The sequence below is a fragment of the Rhodococcus sp. OK611 genome (genome assembly GCF_003050885.1).
GTDB lineage: Bacteria > Actinomycetota > Actinomycetes > Mycobacteriales > Mycobacteriaceae > Rhodococcus_G > Rhodococcus_G oryzae.
The window spans coordinates 56110-78175 of record NZ_QAOZ01000006.1 but is presented as its reverse complement, the minus strand read 5'-3'; the positions used below and the strand labels follow the sequence as shown (position 1 = coordinate 78175).

Here is a 22066-nt window from a genome sequence, read left to right as displayed (position 1 = left end):
ATGCCCGCCGGACCGGCACTGATCCGGTGCTGATCGGCGCGCCGGAGGCTCGTGCCACCCCCCTCGACGGAAGGAACTCCATGACCACCACCATCCCCGGCTTCGAGACTCGACGCGTGCCCACGGCCGACGGCGTCGCGCTCCACACCGCGGTCGGAGGACAGGGCGACCCGATCGTCCTGCTGCACGGCTTCCCACAGACGCACCTCATGTGGCGGCACGTCGCCGCCGACCTGGCGCGCGACCACACGGTCATCTGCCCCGACCTGCGCGGCTACGGCGCGAGCGACAAGCCGATCGCTACGGACGAGAGCACCTACGCCAAGCGCACGATGGGTTCCGACGTCGTGGCGCTCGCCCGCGAGCTCGGGTTCGAGCGGTTCGCCCTCGCCGGGCACGACCGCGGCGCCCTCGTCGCGTTCCGGACGGCGCTCGACCACCCCGGCGCGGTCACGCACCTGGCGACCCTCGACGTGCTGCCGACGCTGGACATGTGGGAGATCCTGCGCGGTGCCGACGCGCGGGTCGCGTGGCACCTGTATCTCATGGCCCAGCCGGCGGGTCTGCCCGAGGCGATGATCGAGAGCACGGCCGACGCGTTCTTCGGGTCGTTCCTCGACGGCTGGACCGGCCGTCCCGACGCCATCCCGGCGGAGGTCCGCGCCGAGTACCTGCGCGCGTCGCGCGACGCAGTGCCGTCGATCGTGGCGGACTACCGCGCCTCGGCGGGCGTCGACCTCGAGCACGACCGCTCGGACCGTGCGCAGGGCCGGACCCTCGCGATGCCGACGCTGGTGGTCCAGCAGGACTGGGGCGCCCGGCTCGGGTACGACGCGGCCGCCCTCTGGGGCGCCTGGGCCACCGACCTCGTGCACCGCACGCTCGCCGTCGGCCACTTCATGGCGGAGGAGTCGCCCGAGACGATCTCGGCCGAGCTGCGGGGACTCCTCACCCGCTGAGCGTCAGTGCTCCCGCAGAGTCGCGGGGCGGACCACCATCACCGAGCTGGCGCGTCTTCCGCGCTCCTGCAGCAGTGCGATCGTGTGGCCGCCCGGGTCGATGGCCGCGTAGGTGCCCGGGATCCCGATCGGCTCGAGCCACCGACCCTGGCTGATCGACTCGGCCTCGTCCGCGGTGACCTGCCGGTGCGCGAACGCGGTCTGGGCGGCCTGATCGATGTCGAGGCTGACCGCCGGGTCCTCGGCGAGCGCCTCGAGGGTGCGCGCGTGCTCCAGGGTGAACGGGCCGACCCGGGTGCGCCGCAGCACCGTCAGGTGTCCGCCGACGCCGACCGCGGCACCCAGGTCGCGGGCCAGCGCCCGGACGTAGGTTCCGGAGGAGCACTCGACTTCCACGTCGAGATCGACGAACGGCCCCTCGCGCCTGGTCTCGGTCAGCGCGAACCGGTCCACCGTGACGGGCCGGGCCTTGAGTTCGAACTCCTCGCCGGCGCGGATCAGCTTGTGGGCCCGCTGCCCGTCCACCTTGATCGCGCTGACGCTGGCCGGGACCTGGGAGATGTCGCCGGTCAGCGTGGCCATCACGGCCGCGATCTCGGCGTCGGTGACGGCGGAGGCGTCGGCCTCCGAGATCAGTTCGCCCTCGGCGTCATCGGTGGTCATCGCCTGGCCCAGCCGGATCGTCGCCGTGTACGCCTTGGTGGTCAGGGCCAGCAGCCCGAGCAGCTTGGTGGCCCGCTCGACGCCGAGCACCAACACGCCTGTGGCCATCGGATCGAGGGTGCCCGCATGCCCGACCTTGCGCGTGTTCAGGATCTTGCGACACCGCGCCACGACGTCGTGGCTGGTCATCCCCGCGTCCTTGTCGACGATCAGCAGCCCGGCGCCAACGAGGCCGGAGGACGGTTTGCGGTGAGAAGACACGGGTTTCGAGACTACTGGACGGTGATCGCGGTGATCACCAGGCCGTCGGCGACCATCCAGCGGCCGTCGAAGGAGGACAGCGGCGGGCCCGACGTCGCCTCCCCCGGCACCAGCAGCTTCGAGTGGAAGGTGCCCGCCGCCGCGCCCTCCCCGGCCTCGGACAGGGTGAAGGTGATGTGCGCGTCCTCGAACCCCAGCCAGCGACCGGTCACCGGGAACCATGCCTTGTAGGTGGTCTCCTTGGCGCAGAAGAGGATCCGGTCCCAGTGCACGATGCCGGGTTCGGCGGCCGCGATCGCGGTGCGCTCCTCCGGCAGGCTGACGGCGTCGAGGACACCGTCCGGCAGCGGGCCGTGCGGCTCCGCGTCGATGCCCACCGATCGCACCTGCATCGCGTAGCCGAGCACCGCAGCGCGGTATCCGTCGCAATGCGTCAGGCTGCCGACGACCCCGCGCGGAAACAGCGGAACGCCCCGTTCGCCTCTCAGGATCGGTGCCGGGTCCATGCCGAGCTTGTCGAGCGCGACCCGCGCGCAATGCCGCGCGCTGGTGAACTCGCGGCGGCGCTTCTCGACCGCCCTGGCGATCAGCGACTCCTCCTGCGGGTGCGGCACGAGACCCGGCGGATCCTCGAAAAGCTCGGCGGATACGACGCCTGTAGGCAGAATCTTCTCGATCACGCGCGCCCCGCCCTCATCGCATCGAACTCGGCTTCCTGCTCCGGGGTGACCTTGAAGTGGCCGCCCCACTTGTTCAGCGTGCCCGGCGGGTACTCCGGCACCGGCAGGATCTGGCGCAGCAGCCGCTCGGGCATCCCGCGGCGCTGCCACTCACGCGGATAGCCGAGCGAGACCTCCTCGAAGCGGACGCCGTCGTAGTAGGTGGTGCGCGGGATGTGCAGGTGGCCGTACACGCTGCAGATGGCGTTGTACCGGGTGTGCCAGTCGGCCGTCAGCTCGGTGCCGCACCACAGCGAGAACTCCGGGTAGAACAGCACCGAGGTGGGCTCGCGGACCAGCGGGAAGTGATTGATCAACACCGTCGGGATGGTGGGGTCCAGCGCGTCCAGCCTGGCCCGGGTCGACTCCACCCGGGCGTGACACCACGCCTCCCTGGTGCTGTACGGCTCGCAGGAGAGCAGGAACTCGTCGGTGGCGACCACGTTCTTGTCCCGCGCGATCTGCAGCGCGTGCGCCTTGGAGATCGATCCCGGCGGCCGGAACGTGTAGTCGTAGAGCAGGAACATCGGAACCAGGGTGGCCGGACCACCCTCGCCCTCCCACACCGGATAGGGATCCTCGGGCGTGATCACGTCGAGCTCGCGGCACATCGCGACGAGGTAGTCGTACCGGGCCGCGCCGTGGATCTGGACGGGATCCTTCGCCGTGGTCCACAGTTCGTGGTTGCCGGGCACCCAGATCACCTTCTCGAACCGGCTGCGGAGCAGTTTCAGCGCCCACGCGATGTCGTCCGTCTTCTCCGAGACGTCGCCCGCCAGGATCAGCCAGTCCTCCGGCGAATCCGGGTACAGCTCCTCGGTGATCGGACGATTCCCCCGATGCCCGACATGGGTGTCGCTCACCGCCCACAGCTTGCGTGTCACGTGCACTACCTTCCCGCCTGAATATCGGCACCGGTCACTGCCCATCGCCCGGAACCCACCCGCCACACGACGGCCAGCATCCGCAGCACCATGAACACCGTAAGCCCCGACCAGATTCCCGCCAGACCCCAGTCCCGCACGAGCGAGAGCCAGATCAGCGGCAGGAACCCGACGATCGCACAACCGAGCGTCGCGTTGCGCAGGAACGGCGCGTCGCCCGCGCCGAGCAACACCCCGTCCAGCGCGAAGACCACCCCGGCGACCGGCATGATCGCGACGAAGAACCACCAGATGACGTCGATCTGGCCGAGGACGGCGGTGTCGTCGGTGAACAGCTCCGGAATCACCGTGTGCCCGAGCGCGAATGCCGCGGCGAGCGCCACCGCGAACACCGTCGACCACTCGGTGAGCCGGCGCGCGAGCCCCTTCGCCTGGGCCGCCCTGCCCGCACCGAGCGCCGCACCGACCAGCGTCTGCGCCGCGATCGCGAGCGAGTCCAGGGTCAGCGCCACCAGGTTCCAGAGCTGCAGCACCACCTGATGGGCGGCGACCGCGGCAGCCCCGAACCGGGCCGCGACGGCGGCCGCCGACAGGAAGCAGGCCTGGAAGGCGAGGCTCCGCAGGATCAGGTCTCGGCCCAGCACGATCTGGGCCCGCATCACCGCGGAGTCGGGCCGCAGGGAAACCACCGATCCCGAGGATCGGGCCTGCCGCAGCAGCGCCACGACGAAGAACACCGCGGTGACGGCCTGGCCGACGACATTGGCGACCGCGGAGCCGATCAACTCCCAGCGCGGCGCGCCGAGGAGTCCGTGCACCAGAACCGGGCACAGCACGGCGGACAGCCCGAGTCCCACCAGCACGAAGCGCAGCGGGCGCACCGTGTTCTGGACCCCGCGCATCCAGCCGTTGCCCGCCATCGCCACCAGGATCAGGGGCGCGCCGAACACCGCGATGCGCAGCCACGACAGCGCCTCGGCGGCGATGTCGCTGCCGCCTGCGATCAGCGAGGTGACCGGCTCGGCCAGGACCTGGACCACGGCGATGATCGCCAGCCCGATGCCAACGGCCAGGTAGGTGGCCTGCACGCCCTCGCGGACCGCGCCCGCCTCGTCGCCCGAGCCGTGCATCCGGGCGGCGCGGGCGGTGGTGCCGTAGGACAGGAAGGTGAGCTGGGTACTGACCTGCGCCAGGATCAGCCCACCGACGGCCAGCCCGGCGAGCGCGAGCGCGCCGAGCCTGCCGACCACCGCGATGTCGAAGAGCAGGTACAGCGGTTCGGCGGCCAGCACGCCGAGAGCGGGCAGCGCGAGCCCCAGAATCCGCGAGGCGGACGGTTCGGCCCGGCGCCGCCGGGCGGTCTGCTCAGCCAATGTCTCTCAGGAGAGGGCGCCGAGCAGCGCGGCGACGACGTACTCGCTGTCGCCCTCGGCGGTGTACCCGGACGCGAACCGGTGACCGCCCCCGCCGAGCCGAGCGGCGACGACGGACACGTCGACGGCGGCCTTCGACCGCAGCGACACCGACCAGTGACCGGGTGCGGTCTCCTTGAGCACCGCGGCGACCTCCGCCTCCGACGTGGTCCGCACGATGTCGATCACGCTCTCGATCTCCTCGGAGCGCATCCCGATGGTGTCCTCGTGGCGGAGCAGCGCGTACACGAGCCCCAGCCCCTCGGCGGAGTCGGGGACCAACTGCGCCGACCCGAGCACCGCGGCGAGCATCGGCAGCCAGCCGAATGGATGGGTGTCGAGCAGCACGCGGGCGATCTCCGCCGAATCGATGCCGGTGTCGATGAGCCGCTCGGCCAGCAGGTGGGTACCGGGCTGGACCCAGCGGAACGAACCGGTGTCGGTGACCAGGCCTGCGTACAGGCAGTGCGCGATGTCCCGATCGATCTCCACGCCCCACTCGTCGAGGAGGCGCGCGAGGATCGCGGTCGTCGACTCGGCCGATTCGTCGACCAGGTTGTGCTGGGCGTACCGGGTGTTGGAGCGGTGGTGATCGATCACCAGACTGGTGCGCGCGCCGTCGAAGCGATCGGCCAGGTGACCGAGCCGACCGCGGCTACCGCAGTCGACCGTCACCAACAGGTCCACCTCGGGGTTGACCTCCGAGGCCGCCGCCAGCAGGTGTGTTCCCGGCAGGCCGCTCATCGACTCGGGCAGGTCGTCCGGGCGGGCGAACGCCACCTGAACGGGGATGCCCTTGCGCTCGAGGACGATCGCCAGCGCGAGTCCGCTGCCGATGGTGTCCGCATCCGGCTGGATGTGGCACAGCACCGTCACCGATGCGGCGGCGGACAGCAACCCGACCGCGCCTGCCAGGTCGACGTCAGAGTTCTGCTCGGTCACGGTCATCCCGGGCCCTAGTCGTCCTCGCCGGCCCGGTCGTCGTCCTCGTCGTCCACCGAACGCGGCTCCTTGTACGGATCGGCCTCGCCAGCATGCGTTGCGTTCGCCCTGGCGCGCGCCACCTCGTCGTCGGCCGCGCGGGCCTTGGCGAGGAGCTCCTCCATGTGCCGGGCCGTGTCGGGCACGGTGTCGGCGACGAAGGTCAGCGTCGGGGTGAACCGGACGCCGGTACCCGCGCCCACCTTGGAGCGCAGCGATCCGGTGGCCTTCGCGAGGCCGGCCGCGGCACCCTCGTAGTCGGGTTCGGTCTCGAGGTCGACACCACGAACCGTGTAGTAGACGGTCGCGTCGTGCAGGTCCGCGGTGACCTTGGCGTCGGTGATGGTGACGAAGTCGAGGCGCGGATCCTTGATCTCGCCCCCGATCGCCGACGCGACGATCGTCGCGATGCGCTTCGCCAGCTTGCGCGCTCTCGCCGGATCTGCCATGACGGGATGTCCCTTCTCGAAATCATCCGACGGCAGTGCCGTCGTTGAAGCCATTCAATTCCATGCGGACACCGAGTCAATCCTCGGGTCCGAAGATCCTTCGCCGTACCGCGAGCAACTGCAACTCGGGTCGGCCCGCCACATGACGCTCGCAGGTGTCGAGCACCTCGGTGAGATGGCCGACGTCGGCACTCGCGACCGCGACACCGAGCAGTGAACGCCGGTAACGGTCGTGCTCGCCGGTCTCGGCGACGGACACCCCGTATCGGGCAAGGGCAGCGATCACGGGCTTGACCACAGACCGCTTCTCCTTGAGCGAACGCACGTCGCCCAGCAGGATGTCCAGCTCAAGAGCACCGAGATACAACGAGCCTCCCGCCGGTCTGCCCAGTGCGCGCCCCGTCGACCAGCGGTCGACGGGGCGCGCACAAGGTGTCACACTGCTCAGTCGCGCGGCTTCTCGCGAAGCTCGTACGCCTCGATCACGTCACCGACCTTGATGTCGTTGTAGGTGACGGTCAGGCCGCACTCGTAGCCCTCGCGGACCTCCGTGACGTCCTCCTTCTCCCGCTTGAGCGAGGAGATGGTGACCGTCTCCGCAACCACGACGCTGTCGCGGAGGAGGCGTGCCTTGGCGTTGCGCTTGATCGACCCGGAGGTGACCAGGCAGCCGGCGATGTTGCCGACCTTCGAGGAGCGGAACATCGCACGGATCTCCGCCTTGCCCAGCTCGACCTCTTCGTAGATCGGCTTGAGCATGCCCTTGAGGGCCTTCTCGATCTCGTCGATCGCCTGGTAGATCACCGAGTAGTACCGGATGTCGACGCCCTCGCGGTTCGCCAGCTCCGTTGCCTTGCCCTCGGCCCGGACGTTGAAGCCGATGATGATCGCGTTCGAGGCCGAGGCCAGGTTCACGTTCGTCTCGGTCACGCCACCGACACCGCGGTCGATGACGCGCAACTGCACCTCGTCGTCGATCTGGATGCCGAGCAGGGCCTCCTCGAGCGCCTCCACGGTGCCCGAGTTGTCACCCTTGAGGATGAGGTTGAGCTGACTGGTCTCCTTGAGCGCTGCATCGAGATCGTCGAGGCTGATCCGCTTGCGGCTGCGTGCGGCCAGCGCGTTGCGCTTACGCGCATTGCGACGATCCGCGATCTGCCGGGCGATGCGGTCCTCGTCGACCACGAGCAGGTTGTCGCCTGCACCGGGGACCGACGTGAAGCCGACCACCTGGACGGGACGCGAGGGCAGCGCCTCGAGCACGTCGTTGCCGTGCTCGTCGACCATCCGGCGAACGCGTCCGTAGGCGTCGCCCGCCACGATCGAGTCGCCGACCCGCAGCGTTCCGCGCTGGATGAGCACGGTAGCGACGGGGCCGCGGCCACGGTCGAGGTGCGCCTCGATGGCGACACCCTGGGCGTCCATGTCCGGGTTGGCGCGCAGATCCAGGGAGGCATCCGCGGTCAGCAGCACCGCTTCCAGGAGGGCATCGATGTTGGTGCCCTGCTTGGCCGAGATGTTGACGAACATGGTGTCTCCGCCGTACTCCTCGGTGACGAGGCCGTACTCGGTGAGCTGCTGGCGGATCTTGTCGGGGTTCGCCCCCTCCTTGTCGATCTTGTTCACCGCGACCACGATCGGCACGTCGGCCGCCTGGGCGTGGTTGATCGCCTCCACCGTCTGCGGCATGACGCCGTCGTCGGCCGCGACCACGAGGATCGCGATGTCGGTGGCCTTCGCACCACGGGCACGCATGGCCGTGAAGGCCTCGTGACCGGGGGTGTCGATGAAGGTGACCAGGCGCTCGTTGCCGTCCAGCTCGGTCAGCACCTGGTAGGCGCCGATGTGCTGGGTGATGCCGCCGGCCTCGCCCTCACGGACGTTGGCCTTACGGATCGTGTCGAGCAGTCGGGTCTTACCGTGATCAACGTGGCCCATGACGGTGACCACCGGCGGACGGGACTCGAGGTCCTCCTCGCCACCGGCATCCTCGCCGTAGGTCAGGTCGAACGAGTCGAGCAGCTCGCGGTCCTCGTCCTCCGGGCTGACGACCTGGACGACGTAGTTCATCTCGCCGCCGAGCAGCTCGAGGGTCTCGTCGTTCACCGACTGGGTGGCCGTGACCATCTCGCCGAGGTTGAACAGCGCCTGCACGAGTGCTGCGGGGTTCGCGTCGATCTTGTCGGCGAAGTCGGACAGCGACGCGCCGCGGGCGAGACGGATGGTCTCGCCGTTGCCGCGAGGCAGCCTGACGCCACCGACTGCGGGAGCCTGCATGCTCTCGTACTCGGCGCGCTTCGCCCGCTTCGACTTACGGCCACGACGAACGGCGCCACCGGGGCGACCGAACGCGCCTGCCGCGGCACCACGCTGGCCGGGACGGCCACCGCCGCCACCGGGACGACCGCGGAAACCACCGGCGGGAGCGCCACCGGCGGGAGCGCCCGTGCCTGCACCTGCGCCGGGAGCTCCGCCACCGCGGTATCCGCCGCCACCGGGCGGACGCCCGCCCGGACCGCCGGGACGACCGCCGCCGCCGGGCCTACCGGCACCGGGAGCGGGACGTGCCGAACGAGACGGCATGGCACCCGGGTTCGGGCGAGGAGGCATCGAGCCGGGGCTCGGACGCGGGCCACCCTGGCCGGGAGCCGGACGGGGACCGCCCTGACCTGCGGCCGGACGCGGTGCGCCGGGCGCGGGACGGGGACCGCCCTGGCCGGGAGCCGGACGCGGGGCACCCGGACGGGGTGCACCCGGGGCCGGACGCGGCGCGGGACGCTCGGCCGGGGCCGAGGAGTACGGGTTGTTACCGACGCGCGGCGGCTTCGGGCCGGGCTTCGGACCTGCGGGGGCCGCAGGAGCGGCCGGAGCCGCGCTCGCGGCGGGTGCCGCAGGCGCTGCCGGTGCCGCGGGTGCGGGGACCGGCGGGGCAGCCGGGACCGGCGCCGCGGGCGCGGCCGGACGCGGTGCCGGCTGCTGGGCGACGGGGGCCGGGGTCGGCGCTGCCGGGGCCGCGGGGGCGACCGGCTGAGCCGGAGCTGCCGGTGCGGGTGCAGCCGGCTTCGGGCCGGGGCGCGGGGCACCGGGCTTCGCCGCGCTGGGCGACGGGGTCTTCGGCTTTGCTGCCTCGGCATCTGCCGACTGTGCGCCGGGGAATGACTCCCTGATGCGCCGTGCAACCGGGGCCTCCACGGTGGAGGACGCCGACTTCACGAACTCGCCTTGCTCCTTGAGCCTCGCGAGTAGTTCCTTGCTTGTGACACCGAGTTCTTTTGCCAACTCGTGCACGCGGGCCTTGCCTGCCACTGCTCTCCTCACTGAGAGGTCGAGCGCGGCTGGGTGCCCGCACGACCTCGGGTTATCTCCGATGGACGATCATCGCTGGTGCTTCACGGTGTGCTCATGATGTGTTTGCCTGACTTCTCGAGAGGTACTGCTCTGTTGTGGGAGCGATTCGATCATGTGATCGAGGGCCGCCGTGTCCAGGCTTCCGGACACTCGCAGTGCTCTGCCGAATGCTCGGCGCTTCTCGGCCTGACTCAGACACTGCGGGTCGGGGTGCAACCAGGCACCTCGCCCCGGGAGTCTGCGTCGCGGGTCGGGCACCAGCGTCCAGCCTTCTGGCTGCACCTCTCGCGCAACGATCCTCAGCAGATCAGCGGCCAACGCTTGTTTACGGCATCCGATGCATGTGCGGACCGGTTTCCCGGGTTTCGCACGCGCCTGTACCGAAAGCTCACGCTGAGCCATTGACCACTCTACCGCTGTTCGGGCCAGTTTCCCGCATGCCGCCCCTAGACACGCGAGGAAGCGGGTCCGGCAGGCCGATCCTGGGAGGGTTCGGCGTCACTGCGGATGTCGATTCGCCACCCGGTCAACCGCGCTGCCAGGCGGGCATTTTGCCCTTCCTTGCCGATGGCGAGGGACAACTGGAAATCAGGGACGACCACCCGGGCTGCACGCGCATCCGCGTCCATGACTGTGACCGACACCACTTTCGACGGCGAGAGTGCGTTTCCGACGAACCGGGCCGGATCCGGGTCGTAGTCGATGATGTCGATCTTCTCGCCCGCGAGTTCGCTCATCACATTGCGCACCCGCTGACCCATCGGACCGATGCACGCACCCTTGGCATTGAGACCCTGGACGCGCGACTGCACCGCGATCTTCGACCGGTGACCGGCCTCGCGGGCGACGGCGATGATCTCGACCGAGCCGTCCGCGATCTCCGGGACCTCGAGCGCGAACAGCTTGCGGACGAGGTTCGGGTGCGTCCGGGACAGGGTGATCTGCGGACCACGCTGGCCGCGGGTCACGCCGACCACGTAGCACTTGATCCGCTCGCCGTGCTCGTAGGTCTCCCCCGGCACCTGCTCGGCGGCCGGGATGATGCCCTCGGCGCCGCTGGCCTCGCTGCCGATGTGCACGACGACCATGCCTCGGGCGTTGGCCCTGGTGTCGCGCTGGATGACGCCGCCGACGATTTCGCCTTCGTGCGTGGAGAATTCACCGAAGCTGCGCTCGTGCTCGGCGTCGCGCAGACGCTGCAGGATCACCTGGCGAGCGGTGGTCGCGGCGATCCGCCCGAAGCCCTCGGGGGTGTCGTCGATCTCTTCGCCGATCATGTTCCCGTCGGCGTCGACGTCATGGGTCATGACCCGGACGACACCGGTCTTGGTGTCCACGTCGATCCGTGCGTGCGCATGGTGGCCCTCGGTATGCCGGTACGCGGTCAGCAGCGCGGTCTGGATCGCCGCGATGATGGTGCCTGCGGAGATTCCCTTCTCCACCTCGATCGCGCGCAGCGCGGCAATGTCGATATTCACTTGTCTACCCCTCTACCTCTTCATCAACCTGAAAATCTGTCTCATCGATCTGCGCCGAGGCCACCCGACCCTCGGCCACGCCACCGGCCAGTTCGAGCTCGCGCTCGTTCGGGGGCGAGAACTCCACCTGCACGACCGCCTTGTCGATGTCCGCGAGCGCGATCTCGCGCACCGACGGACCACCCTTGCCGGGCAGCACGATCGCGATCACGCCGTCACCGAGCACACCGATGCGACCGGTCACGCTCTCGTCGGCGAGGTCGATCTTGACCTTGCGGCCCCGCGCCCTGCGCCAGTGCCGGTCCTCCGTCAACGGACGGTCGATCCCGGGAGAGGTGACCTCGAGCGTGTAGGGCGCCTCCCCGAATTCGGGTGTCGCGTCGAAGATCTCGGAGATCGTCCGGCTGAGCTCCGCGACGTCGTCGAGGTCGAGGCCGGTGTCGCTGTCGATCATCACCCGGACCACACTGTGCTTGCCCGCGAGGGTGACCGCCACATCCTCCAGGTCGTATCCCTGGCGATGAACCAGATCGGAGAGAAGCTCGATCACCCTCTCCTTCGGCGGAACCGGCATCAGTGGAGCTCCCTCGTTCAGTTGTGGTCGGCAGGTCTCGTGTGCACAAGTCGTGCGCGCCCGAAAATGGTTTCCGGCGCGATGATCAAGGATATCGCGCATTCGACCGCTCCGTGACCAGCCTCGGTCGCCGCGATCGACGGGGCACCTGCCAAGATGGTCGGGTGCCTGTAGCCGTCACCCCGTCACCGATCTCCCGGCGTTCGGCCTTCCGGATCGCGGGCGCCGCGTCGGTCGGACTGACCGCGCTCGCGCTGTCCGCCGGGTGCACGTCCAACTCCTCCGACCGGGACTCCTCCGAGCCCGATCCCCTCATCTCCGCGGCGGAAACGGCGCGCCGGGACGCGGCCACCGCGACCGCCGCGACCGCCCTCGCGCCCGAGCGTGCCGGGGCGCTGAGTGTCATCGCGAGCGAGCGGGGTGCCCACGCCGACGCACTCTCGGCCGAGGTCGCGCGCGCGGCCGGGGTCGATCCGACCGCGATGCCCTCACCCAGCCCGACCGGCTCCCCCACCGAGCCGGCACCGCCCCCACCGACCATCGACGAGTTGCGCACACAGCTGGCCACCTCCCAGCGCGACGCCGCGGGCCTGGCCCGTCGCCTGTCCGGATACCGGGCCGGCCTACTCGGTTCGATCAGCGCCGCCGTCGCGGCAGAGCAGGCGGTGTTGCTGCTGTGACCTCCCCCAGCCCCACCTCGTCACTCGGACCGGAGCAGCAGGCCCTGTCCGATGCACTGCGCGCCGAGCACGCCGCCGTCTACGCCTACGGCCTGATCGCCGCGTTCTCGAACCCCGCGCGGATCGGCGACATCACGACCGATGCAGCGGCCCACCGGGCCAGGCGCGACGCCACCATCGATGCGCTCACCGCAGCCGGGGTCCGTGCGCCCGCGGCCGAGTCGGGCTACACCATGCCCTTCCCCGTCGTCGATCCGATCTCCGCGATCCAGCTGGCGGCGGCGGTCGAGGCCGATACCGCGGTCGCGTGGCGGTCGGTGATCGAGCGGGCCGAGTCCGAGCACACCCGCCAGGCGGCGGTCGACGCACTGACGGAAACGGCTCTGCGCGCGGCGAATTGGCGCGCGATCCTGGGAACGGCACCTCCGACGGTGCCGTTCCCAGGCCAGCCCTGACCGTCCTCCGGCTAGACCTGCTGCGCCTGCCTGCTCGGCATGAACAGTGCCGCGACGATCGCGACCCCGACGGCGCCCGCGCCGACGAGCAGCGCCGGCTGCAGTCCCTCCGCGTAGCCGGCCGGGGTGAGGCTGCCGCCGTTGCCGAGGAACACCGCCGTGAGGATCGCGATGCCGAGCGCAACACCGATCTCCCGGATGGTGGAGTTCGCGGAGCTGGCGGTCGCGTGGTCCACCTCCGCCATGTCCGCGAGCACCGCGGTCGCGCTCGGGGCGAAGGTCAGTCCCATGCCGACGCCTGCCATCACGAACGCGGGCACCATCTCGCCGTAGGCGGCGCCCGGCTCGAGCAGCTGGGACATCCACACCAGTGATGCCGCCTGCAGGGCGAGACCGAGGATCAGCAGCGGCCGCAGGCCCACCCGCGGCGCCAGGATGCCCGCGATGGGTGCCACCACCATCGGCGCGGCCGTCCACGGCAGGGTTCGCAGGCCGGCCTCGAAGGGGCTGTACCCCATCACGATCTGGAGGTACTGGGCCAGCAGGAACACCGCCCCGAACATGCCCAGCGTGAACGCGAGACCGATGATGTTGGCCATCGAGAAGCTGCGCGAACGGAACAGCCGCAGCGGCATCACCGGGTTCGACGTCCGCGCCTCGCGGAACACGAACGCGGCGAGCGTGACCACCGAGCCGGCCAGCGCGCCCAGCACGCTCGCGGAGGTCCAACCGTCGTCGTTGCCGTGCACGATTCCCCAGACACCCAGGAAGACGCCCGCGCCTGCCAGCACCACGCCGAGCACGTCGAGTCGCTCACGCCTGCCGCGGGATTCGCTGAGCGCGTAGAGCGCGAGCGGCACCGCGATCAGCGCGACCGGGACGTTGAGCCAGAAGATCGCCTGCCAGGAGACGCCGTCGACCACGGCCCCGCCGACCACCGGGCCGAGCGCGACGCCGAGACCGGACACCCCGCCCCAGACACCGATGGCGAGCGCCCGCTTGGCGGCGGGCACCGCACCCGCGAGCAGGGTCAGCGACAGCGGCATGATCGCGGCCGCGCCCGCTCCCTGCAGTGCGCGCGAGGCGATCAGCAGCTCCGGCGTCGTGGACAGCGCGGAGGCGATCGAGGCGACCGTGAACAGCCCGATGCCGAACAGGAACATGCGCCGCCTGCCCCAGCGGTCCCCGAGCGTCGCCGCCGAGAGCATCAGCGTCGCGAAGCACAACGTGTACGCGTTCATGAACCACTGCAACTGCCCGACCGAGGCGCCGAGATCCGCCTGGATCACGGGCAGCGCGCTGGTCATCACCAGGTTGTCCAGGGTCGCCATGAACATCGGCAGCGAGGCCGCGAGCATCGCCAGCCAGATCGGCACCCGGCGCCCGGCCTGCGTTCGAGACGGGCTCTCGATCAGGACATCGAGCTCATCGGTTGTTGCGGTCATCACCACTCCTCGAAGCGAAGATCTGACTTGTAAGCATCGAATGATTACTTAAATGAAAACGCTAAGGCATCGAGTGATAACCTGTCAACATGGCAGTGCAAGGCGGCTCCGCTGAGTCGACGAAGTCCCCCCGTCCCGCGACCCGGATGAGCGCGCCGGAGCGTCGCGAGCTCGTGCTGGCCGCGGCCTCCCGGGCGTTCGCGCGCGGCGGCTACGCGGGCACCAGCACGGACGCCGTCGCCAAGGAGGCGGGCGTCTCACAGCCCTACGTGGTGCGGATGTTCGGCTCCAAGGCGGAACTCTTCCGCGAGGTCTTCGCCCGGGCTCTGCAGCGCATCGTGGCGGCCTTCGACCAGGAACTGGACCGGATCGCGGCCGAACCGGGCGGCGGCATCGATCCCCAGAGCGAGGACTTCTGGTCCCGACTCGGCGCCTCATACGGCGAGCTCGTCTCCGACGGCGACCTGCTGCTGGTGATGATGCACGGCTTCTCCGCGGGCGGAACCCCCGAGATAGGCGCGCAGGCGCGGGCCGCGATGTCGGAGATCTACACCCAGATCCGTACCCGCACCGGGTGCACCCCGGAGGAGGCGCGGGAGTTCATCGCGAAGGGGATGCTGCTCAACGTCCTGCTCGCCATGCAGGCGCCCGAGCATTTCGACGAGGACCCAGCGCTCGCCGAGCTCTCCGAGTGCGCCTTCGGCCAGACCCTTGACGCAGCGATCTCGGGTTCGGCGGCCATCCTGAACGCCGCCGCGGCCGGTCGGGGCTAGAGAGTGTCTCCCAATCGGCGAGGCGCTTGAGCCAAGCACACCGCCGATAGGAGCACGGATCCCGGGCGGGCACGGCCAGACGCGGGTGCTGCCGGTGCTGGTGATGACGGCGGCGTATTCGCTTCATGACCGCGATGATGTTGCCATCGCGACAGAGCGGCGATCGGCTCGATCGGGAGAGTGACCCCGCACCACCAGCGGCTTTCGCGGGAACACTGGCCACGAAGATCGTGTTGCCCCCCTCCCCGGGATCCGGAATTCAAGAGAATGGTCGAGCGTTGCAACGGTTTCCTGGAGACCTCGTTCCTGCCCGGCCGAAGTTTCGGTTCGCCGGCCGATTTCAACACTCAACTCGGTGAATGGCTCGCTCGCGCGAATACGCGCACGGTCCGGGCGATCAGCGGCCGTCCGGTCGATGTCCTCGATATCGATTATTCGGCGATGACTCCGTTACCGCCGGTCGATCCGCTCATCGGGTTCAATCAGCGAATCCGGTTGGCACGTGACTATTACGTCCACGTCGACACCGTCGAGGCGGGTAACGGGGGGGTCTTTCCGTCCGCGTCAGTGATGATGGTGTCGCGATACCACTCACCCGGACTATTGCCACGGAACTCGTCGGTGAGCTTGCCGTTCTCGTCCATCCGGAAGTGGTGTACGCCCGAGTCGGTCTCTTCGGTTCGCGTCAGGACCGTCTTGCCTTGGCTGTCCGAAGACACCTGCCATCGCTGCGGGCCATCCTTACCCGAGATGTCCCGCCAGCCGTTGCCTTCGCTATCGACCTGACCGGTGAATGTACTGACGAGCCCCCCACTCTCGTCTCGGGTGGTCTCTGAGAATGTCTTGTTGCCGTAGTTGTCGACATGAACGTTGTCGTACAGACCGCCCTTGTTCGCGACACCCACATCGGTGCCCACCCGGTTCCCGTCTTCGTCGTAGGAAGCGGTATAGGTCTGTTTGTAGTCGGTGGACATCCCGAACTCGTGGCTGGCGTTGCCCGTAGTCGATGTCCCGGGATTGAAGTGCTGGCCGTAGACCTCGGTGCCCTGCCCGTCCTTGCCGGCGTAGGAGGAGGTGCCGGTGGAGTCGTCGTTCCACCGCTGCCACCCGCCCGCTCCGTTGTCGACTGCACGCGAACTGGTCGTGCTGCCATCAGGATTGGTGATGACCTGATCGACAGTCTGATTGCCGTTTCCTATTGGGATGGTGTTCGCAACGGTTCGCCCGTCGGGCAACGTCGTAATCCACGTATCGCCCTCCTTGCGTCCGTAGGTGTCGGGCAGACCGTAGATATCTGACACGGCTCATCGCCTCCTCAAAGATTTCAGGCGCGTCGCGACAGGACTCGAAATGCTGCAAGCAACGCGGCACCCGGATGGGTAGCGACGGCGAGCAATTCGGCGTGCGCGCGCAGAGAATTTGTCGACCGGTCTGTGACAAGTCGAGAAAAGACATGTGCCGCGCTCAACCAAAGGTTGAGCGCGGCACATGAAGAACGCGATCCCCGACATCGGGAATGGCTTTACACCACTAGATGTGGTGTAGCCCGAGTGCGCGGAGTGCGGGAATAGGCACCGAGTTACGGTGCGATCGCGACGGTGACCGAAAGGTCTCCGGCAGCGGTGGTGACCGCGTTGGCGGTGCGGGCCGTCACCGCGGCGCCGAAGCCCGCGTCCAGGACAACCTGGCCGCCGGACCCGACAGCGACACGAGCCGTGGCCGATCCTTCACTGCCGAGCGAAAGAGTCACCTGCGGTACGGGTTTCGTAGCGAAAGTCAAAGACCCGAGCCCGGTCGCCTCGGCGGCGAGCTTGGCCGAGGGCTTGAAGGTCACGGCTGGGGTGGTGGTTCCGCCGAACGCGGCGTACACGAATACCGGGATGACCGGGACCTGTGCACCGTCGACCCTGCTGACCGGCGACCCCGGCAGTGCCACCACCATCGTCGGTGGCGCCGCGACCGCGGTGAGCACTGTCGGTTGCGTGGGCAGTGCGGCCACGATCGCCTGTGCTGGTGCTGACATAGCAGCCTCCAAATCGAAGAGGTGAATCAGCTCACGGCGAAGGTCGGGGTGATCAGCAGGGTGCCCTGGGCGCCCAGCGTGGTCGGGGCGATCGCGACCTTGTCGATGAACGTGCCTCCGGTGGCGGCGCTCCACAGACCGGCGTGGGTGTAGGTGCCGGCGGGCAGGTTCACTGTGACCTGGCTGCCGGTGATCTGGCCGTTGGCCGGCGCGCCCCAGGTGGTGGCCACACGGACATAGGCCGGCGCACCACCCGAGGCTTCCGCGAGGCCGGTGGGGCCCGGGTCGCCGGTATGGACCGAAACGTACACAGTAGTCGCCGTAGCGGCGTAGGCGGCGCACAGAGCGTTCTTGGTCGACGTAACAGCGATAGCCATGATGTTCTCCTTGAGAATTGTTTCTTTGCAATGAACTTCGCCGCTGTCGAGCGGCGAAAGAGGTCAGTTGCGGATGACGGAGCCGACGTACCAGGCGTAGGTGGTGGCCGGGGTGGTCGTGTAGGTGACCAACATCGTGTAGCGCGAGTTGGTGGGGATCGGATCGGACGTGGCCGCGGGTACGGTCCAGCTGGCCGCGGTCGGGCTGACGGTGGCGGGCCAGGTACCCAGCGAAGCGCCGCCTGGCGCGGTCAGCACGATGGAGACCGTTGTTCCGGAAGGGAATACGGCCCCATCGGAGGGCTGAATGGTCTGCACGAAGCCGGCGCCGGTGGTGAGTTTGAGTGGTTCGATCTTCGGCTGGTAGCCGAGGTATCCGGGATCGATCGGTGATGTCATGTGATTCCTCTGCTATGTTCGACCTCGTCCATGAGTTCTCTGGACAGGTTCAGTTCCGGGATGCGGCCGTGCTGGGCCGCTTCGATCACGCCGCGCAGAACGGCGAGCGCCTCGCGGAAGAGGCCGGTGACACGGTCCAATTCCTGCATGGACGCCGCTTGCGCGGCCTCTACTCCGTCGAGCCGCAGGGAGACGACCCGCAGTTCTTCGGACACACGGGACAGGGTCGCCAAGGCGATGTCGTTGACCTGTTTGGCGGCGGACACTTCGTGGCGAATGTTTTGTGCTGGTCGTGCTTTCCGGACCTGAAGCCAGGAGTAGAAGCTGGTGGCGCCCGAGCCACCCAGAAAGGTGGCGGCGCTGATCAGCGTGGTTTCGAGAAGAGGCATCAGGTCCCTTCGGACCTGGGCACGGCCGGCTGGTGATGGCTCTGCGCCATTGTGGACTCCAGGGGCTAGTAGGGTCGCCAACGGGAGAGGGCTCGACCGAGTCGGCCCTGCGAAGGCATCGGGGTTGAGTTGGGCACCGCTAGGCGCGGTTGATCAGGGCCCCGTCGAAATAGGTGTTGGAGCCGACGAGATTGTTGTTGTCACTGGAGCTGTAGCCAGGAGCGACGACTGCCCCCGCGGGCAGGTAGACGACGAACGTGGCCTCGACGCTCCAGGCGTCGTCGGTGTCAACGGTCTTGGGCCCGGTGCGCAACTGCTGCCAGGTCGCGCCGGGGCTCCGGGCCCACCAGAGATCGGCCCCGATCTGGGTGGTCAGCGCCTTGGCGTAGGTCAGGCCGAGGCTCATCCGGTACCAGCCTGAGACCGGCACCTGAACTTGTCCGGGCCCCAGGGCGGAGACCGTCACTGCCGAGCTGTGCCGAACGGTGTCGAAGGTACCTGCCGCGACGGCACGGGACCCCGCTGGCTGGAGCGCGTTCGTGGAACTGATGCGGGCCAGCGCCCAGCCGATACCGGTGACCGGCGGGGACGCGAGGTCACTAGCCGTCAACGCGGCGACGGCGAAGGAGAAGTACCCGAACAGGCCCGACCAGTAGTACCAGCTGTCGAATCCGAAAGACCTGTTCCCCACCCCGACGGGTGAGCTCTTGGCACTGTCGTTGTAGGCCACGGCCGGGACCCCGTTGATCAGCACCTGGTAGTTCGCTCCGACAGCGTGCAGGGTGACGGTATCGCCGGTTCGGACGGGAACTTTCGCAGCGACCCATTGCGTGTAGTTCAGCCCGGTTGTGCGGGTGCCTCGTCCGAGCAGCACTTCATCGTCCTGTATGAAGAGGTAGACGAAGGTGGCCAAGTCGGGCGCGGCACGAATGTAGAGCGTGGTGGTCGCTGTGCCGGCTTGATTCGCACGGCCCATGACCGCCGAGACCGATTGATCGTCGGTTCGCAGCACCGTCTTCGACAGTGCGACGACGTTGCCGGTGCCCTTGTCGCCTTGCTGGTTCAGTTGAACCTGACCGCCGACAATGGTCAGGTCTGCGACTTGACCGAATTTATAGGTGGTGTAGCCGGATCCGAGCTCCGTGCGCTCGAAGTCATCAGAAAACGTGGTGCCAGTGGGCTGTTCGCCAGGCGGAGGCGGTGTCAGGGCCTCGATAGTGGCTTTGGTGCCATCGGCAACCGCCTGCGCACTGGCGACTGTGGAGTTGGCATCGGAGGACCGCGTTTGCGCTGTTGTGGTGGCGGATTGGGATTTGTCGGTGATCGCCTTCCAGTTGCCGCCGATGGCGGTCACGCCCGCGAACGAGCCGATGACACCGGAAACAATCGACGCTCGGGCACCCTCCCAGGTCAGCTTCTGGAGGTTGCCGATGTTGTTCGAGGCTGCCGCGTCGCCCACGTACGCGCCGCTGGGGACCGATTTGTCAGGTGAGGTCACAGTCATGCTCCATCAGTAGCTCAGCATTGCGCCATCGAAATAGGTTGCCGTGCCGACGAACCCGTTGTCACCACTGAGGTAGTAGCCCGGCGCCACCACCGATCCCTGCTGCAGAAAGACGGTGAATGAGCTGCCGAAGCTGTAGGACCTTTCGTTTTCGGACGTGCTAGCGCCGACCCGCGCCAACGACCAGGTTCCGCCGGGCGCCGGCGCGGTCCACAGTCCGACCCGCGCTCTTTCGGTATACGAAAACAGGGCATATGCGGTCGTGATCGCGTACCAACCCGATTTCTCGATCTGCACCTGGCCGCGTCCGAGATCGGGTACAGCGATGTTTCTGGCGGGGCCGAGGGTATCGAAAGTGTTTGCCGCCAAGCGTGCTTCACCGGCCGGCTGGGTGGCCTTCTCGGGGTTGAGGCGGTACAGCGACCATCCGGTGCCGACGATCGGCGGCGAGGAGAGATCGGCCGCGGTGAGCGCGTTGATCGCGAACGAGAAGTATCCGAACAGCCCGGTCCAGCGGTACTGGCAGCCGAAGCCGAAGGACCGGTTGTTCGCCCCGATCGGAGATTTGGGGGGGTCGGCGGTATCCCCATCCGTGTGACCGGCGACGAGAACGCCGTTCACCAGGACCTTGTAGGTGCGACCCACGGCTTCGACGGTGACAGTATCACCGGTACCTACCGCGGTGTCCCCCGACTTCCAAAAGTTGTACACGGTGGTGTTGCCACTGCGCGTGCCCCAGCCGAGATGAACGCTGTCTCGATAGACATGCGCGTACACGAAAGTCGACAGGTCCGTCGCGGAGCGGACGATGATCCGGGCAGCGGCGCTGTGGTGCTCCTGAATCCGGCCGACCACCACGGACACGCGCTGATCATCGGTGCCCGTCACGGTTTTGGACAGGGCGACAACATCGCCGGTGTTCTTGTCACCGGAGCGATTGAGTTGCACCTGGCCGTCGATGACCACCAGATCCGCCACCGGGCCGGTCTTGAATGTGGTGTAGTCCGGACCCAACTGACTGCGGTTGAATGCGTCGGAGAACGCTGTACCGCCCGTGGCTTGGCCGTACTGAGTGGCAACCAGCCCCTCCAGGGACGCGGCGTTATCGGTCGTGGTCTTTTGCACGGCCACAGCCGACGCCTGCGCCTGGGTGGCGCCGGACTGCGCGTCGGTGGCAGCGTTCAACGCCAGCTTGGTCGCCGAGTTCAGATTCGAGCCGATCGCCCCCACACCGGCGAACGACGCTGTGACGCTGGACAGGATCTGCGACCGGGCCGAGTCCCAGGTGACCTTCTGCAGGTTGCGAATCGAGCCGCCGGTATACGCGCCCGACGGTACGGCCCGGTCCGGGCTGGTCATCGGGCACCGCCCGTGGAAGTATGTCCCGCCACCACATGGTCGGAGTCCGAGACTCCGACCATGTCGGTGAACGATTCCACCAGCTCGGCCGCAGCGTCCGCAGCGGCTTCCAGCACCGGCTCGTTCTTGACGATCCACACGTTGACGGTGCGCAGCACTTCGAGTGCGGTGAGCACTGCAACGCTCGCGCCGACCGCGGAAGCCGGCGCGTACTGAAGCAATGCCACCGAAACGGTGAGCACGCTGATGATGCCGCCGATCAGCGACACCACCGCTTTCGCGTTGCGAGCGACGAAAGCTCCAACGTTCTGAGCCATGAGCAACTCCTAGGGAGACAATTGCGCCGGAAGGCGCGAGAAGTGAATTGGAGGCGGGCCTGATCTGGACAGGATCGATGCCCGAGCCGAGTCCCAGCTGACCTTGTGCAGATTCCGGATCGAGCCGCCGGTTTGCGCACCGAGGGGAAGGGGTCCATTCGGGCTCGTCATCAGCTGCCGTCCGGGCACTATTCGGCAGAACCGACTTTCGCGGTGTTCAGGTCGAGATCACGCGGGTCCACCAGGTGCTTGAGTTCACCGGATTCCCTGAGCTGCTCTACCAGGTGAGCCCTTTCGTCCGGCGTCAGCTCGGTGACATCCGGTACCGAACTCTCCGGCGGACACGGCGCGCCCTTCTCCGCCCATTGGCCGGCGCCGTTGAGCCAATGCGAGAGACCGCGCGCGGGCGGGTGATATTCCTTGGTCTGCTCGCCGGCGTAATGACGAAATCCTAGGTCCCACAAGTGTTTCGACCACTGCCGCAATACGTCGGGGTGCACGAGAAGTGGTGAGTTCTGGGGTCCGGGTAGGCCGACCAGCGCCCATACGAAGGCCTCGCTGGGATCGTCGGGGTTGCACTGCTCGAGGGAAGGGATGGACATGTTCTCTCCGGTGGG

General features: G+C 68.2%; 25 protein-coding genes and 1 pseudogene. 5 read left to right on the top strand and 21 right to left on the bottom strand.

Going from position 1 to position 22066, the window contains the following annotated elements; genetic code table 11:
* The first annotated feature begins 80 nt into the window (after positions 1-80).
* Positions 81-959, top strand: a complete 879-nt coding sequence (locus C8K38_RS08885; RefSeq protein WP_097211325.1) for an alpha/beta fold hydrolase — start codon at positions 81-83, stop codon at positions 957-959.
* Positions 960-962: 3 nt separating this feature from the next.
* Here the strand turns inward: C8K38_RS08885 and truB are convergent, their stop codons facing one another.
* From truB to rimP, 11 genes are all read right to left on the bottom strand, one after another.
* A complete protein-coding gene (gene truB, locus C8K38_RS08880; protein WP_097211158.1) occupies positions 963-1883 on the bottom strand; it encodes a tRNA pseudouridine(55) synthase TruB in 921 nt (306 codons plus the stop codon).
* A gap of 11 nt (positions 1884-1894) precedes the next feature.
* Positions 1895-2563, bottom strand: a complete 669-nt coding sequence (gene npt, locus C8K38_RS08875; RefSeq protein WP_097211157.1) for a 4'-phosphopantetheinyl transferase Npt — start codon at positions 2561-2563, stop codon at positions 1895-1897.
* Positions 2560-3486 carry a metallophosphoesterase family protein gene (locus C8K38_RS08870; RefSeq protein WP_097211324.1) on the bottom strand — a complete coding sequence of 309 codons (927 nt, stop codon included), beginning with the start codon at positions 3484-3486 and terminating at the stop codon, positions 2560-2562. The genes npt and C8K38_RS08870 overlap by 4 nt, the downstream gene beginning before the upstream one ends.
* Positions 3487-3491: 5 nt before the next feature.
* Complete coding sequence (locus C8K38_RS08865) at positions 3492-4859, bottom strand: MATE family efflux transporter (RefSeq protein WP_097211156.1); 1368 nt, start codon at positions 4857-4859, stop codon at positions 3492-3494.
* A 6-nt stretch (positions 4860-4865) separates the two neighbouring features.
* Positions 4866-5846 (bottom strand): DHH family phosphoesterase, encoded by a 981-nt coding sequence (locus C8K38_RS08860; RefSeq protein WP_097211155.1) that lies wholly within the window; start codon positions 5844-5846, stop codon positions 4866-4868.
* Between the two features lie 8 nt (positions 5847-5854).
* Entirely contained in the window at positions 5855-6328 is a 474-nt protein-coding gene (rbfA, locus tag C8K38_RS08855) for a 30S ribosome-binding factor RbfA (protein WP_077041329.1), read from the bottom strand.
* Positions 6329-6404: 76 nt separating this feature from the next.
* A complete protein-coding gene (locus C8K38_RS08850; RefSeq protein WP_097211154.1) occupies positions 6405-6695 on the bottom strand; it encodes a DUF503 domain-containing protein in 291 nt (96 codons plus the stop codon).
* Between the two features lie 77 nt (positions 6696-6772).
* Positions 6773-9634, bottom strand: coding sequence for a translation initiation factor IF-2 (gene infB / locus C8K38_RS08845; RefSeq protein ID WP_077041327.1), 2862 nt, complete (start codon positions 9632-9634; stop codon positions 6773-6775).
* Positions 9635-9703: 69 nt separating this feature from the next.
* Positions 9704-10078, bottom strand: coding sequence for a YlxR family protein (locus tag C8K38_RS08840; RefSeq protein ID WP_097211153.1), 375 nt, complete (start codon positions 10076-10078; stop codon positions 9704-9706).
* Between the two features lie 44 nt (positions 10079-10122).
* Positions 10123-11154: a transcription termination factor NusA gene (nusA, locus tag C8K38_RS08835; protein WP_097211152.1), complete on the bottom strand. Its 1032-nt coding sequence runs from the start codon at positions 11152-11154 to the stop codon at positions 10123-10125.
* Positions 11155-11158: 4 nt separating this feature from the next.
* Positions 11159-11728 (bottom strand): ribosome maturation factor RimP, encoded by a 570-nt coding sequence (gene rimP / locus C8K38_RS08830; protein WP_097211151.1) that lies wholly within the window; start codon positions 11726-11728, stop codon positions 11159-11161.
* 164 nt (positions 11729-11892) lie between these two features.
* Between rimP and C8K38_RS08825 the strand changes: the two genes are divergently transcribed.
* Positions 11893-12408, top strand: coding sequence for a hypothetical protein (locus C8K38_RS08825; protein ID WP_097211150.1), 516 nt, complete (start codon positions 11893-11895; stop codon positions 12406-12408).
* The gene (locus tag C8K38_RS08820; RefSeq protein ID WP_097211149.1) at positions 12405-12863 is read left to right on the top strand and encodes a ferritin-like domain-containing protein; all 459 of its coding nucleotides are present in this window, start codon (positions 12405-12407) and stop codon (positions 12861-12863) included. Before C8K38_RS08825 ends, C8K38_RS08820 begins: the two co-directional genes overlap by 4 nt.
* Positions 12864-12874: 11 nt before the next feature.
* Here C8K38_RS08820 and C8K38_RS08815 read toward each other — a convergent pair whose 3' ends face one another.
* Positions 12875-14308 carry a DHA2 family efflux MFS transporter permease subunit gene (locus tag C8K38_RS08815; protein ID WP_097211323.1) on the bottom strand — a complete coding sequence of 478 codons (1434 nt, stop codon included), beginning with the start codon at positions 14306-14308 and terminating at the stop codon, positions 12875-12877.
* A gap of 146 nt (positions 14309-14454) precedes the next feature.
* On the opposite strand from C8K38_RS08815, the gene C8K38_RS08810 reads away from it, so the two are divergent.
* Both C8K38_RS08810 and C8K38_RS28065 read left to right on the top strand, forming a co-directional pair.
* The gene (locus C8K38_RS08810; RefSeq protein WP_097211148.1) at positions 14455-15081 is read left to right on the top strand and encodes a TetR/AcrR family transcriptional regulator; all 627 of its coding nucleotides are present in this window, start codon (positions 14455-14457) and stop codon (positions 15079-15081) included.
* 58 nt (positions 15082-15139) lie between these two features.
* Positions 15140-15615: pseudogene (locus C8K38_RS28065) on the top strand (IS21 family transposase); the annotation flags it as partial.
* Here the strand turns inward: C8K38_RS28065 and C8K38_RS26850 are convergent.
* The 9 genes from C8K38_RS26850 to C8K38_RS08765 all read right to left on the bottom strand — a co-directional run bounded on the left by C8K38_RS26850 (position 15591) and on the right by C8K38_RS08765 (position 22051).
* Complete coding sequence (locus tag C8K38_RS26850; protein WP_143548426.1) at positions 15591-16382, bottom strand: hypothetical protein; 792 nt, start codon at positions 16380-16382, stop codon at positions 15591-15593. The pseudogene C8K38_RS28065 and the gene C8K38_RS26850 overlap by 25 nt on opposite strands.
* Positions 16383-16660: 278 nt before the next feature.
* The gene (locus C8K38_RS08800; protein ID WP_097211147.1) at positions 16661-17104 is read right to left on the bottom strand and encodes a hypothetical protein; all 444 of its coding nucleotides are present in this window, start codon (positions 17102-17104) and stop codon (positions 16661-16663) included.
* 26 nt (positions 17105-17130) lie between these two features.
* Complete coding sequence (locus tag C8K38_RS08795; protein WP_097211146.1) at positions 17131-17481, bottom strand: phage tail fiber protein; 351 nt, start codon at positions 17479-17481, stop codon at positions 17131-17133.
* A gap of 63 nt (positions 17482-17544) precedes the next feature.
* Positions 17545-17880, bottom strand: a complete 336-nt coding sequence (locus C8K38_RS08790; RefSeq protein ID WP_097211145.1) for an LtfC-like domain-containing protein — start codon at positions 17878-17880, stop codon at positions 17545-17547.
* A complete protein-coding gene (locus tag C8K38_RS08785; RefSeq protein ID WP_097211144.1) occupies positions 17877-18269 on the bottom strand; it encodes a hypothetical protein in 393 nt (130 codons plus the stop codon). Before C8K38_RS08785 ends, C8K38_RS08790 begins: the two co-directional genes overlap by 4 nt.
* A 139-nt stretch (positions 18270-18408) precedes the next feature.
* The gene (locus tag C8K38_RS08780) at positions 18409-19767 is read right to left on the bottom strand and encodes a DUF7257 domain-containing protein (protein WP_108168810.1); all 1359 of its coding nucleotides are present in this window, start codon (positions 19765-19767) and stop codon (positions 18409-18411) included.
* A gap of 12 nt (positions 19768-19779) precedes the next feature.
* A complete protein-coding gene (locus C8K38_RS08775) occupies positions 19780-21132 on the bottom strand; it encodes a hypothetical protein (RefSeq protein WP_097211142.1) in 1353 nt (450 codons plus the stop codon).
* Positions 21129-21449 carry a hypothetical protein gene (locus C8K38_RS08770; protein WP_143548425.1) on the bottom strand — a complete coding sequence of 107 codons (321 nt, stop codon included), beginning with the start codon at positions 21447-21449 and terminating at the stop codon, positions 21129-21131. Before C8K38_RS08770 ends, C8K38_RS08775 begins: the two co-directional genes overlap by 4 nt.
* A gap of 188 nt (positions 21450-21637) precedes the next feature.
* A complete protein-coding gene (locus tag C8K38_RS08765; protein WP_097211140.1) occupies positions 21638-22051 on the bottom strand; it encodes a phage gene 29 protein family protein in 414 nt (137 codons plus the stop codon).
* Positions 22052-22066: the final 15 nt, after the last annotated feature.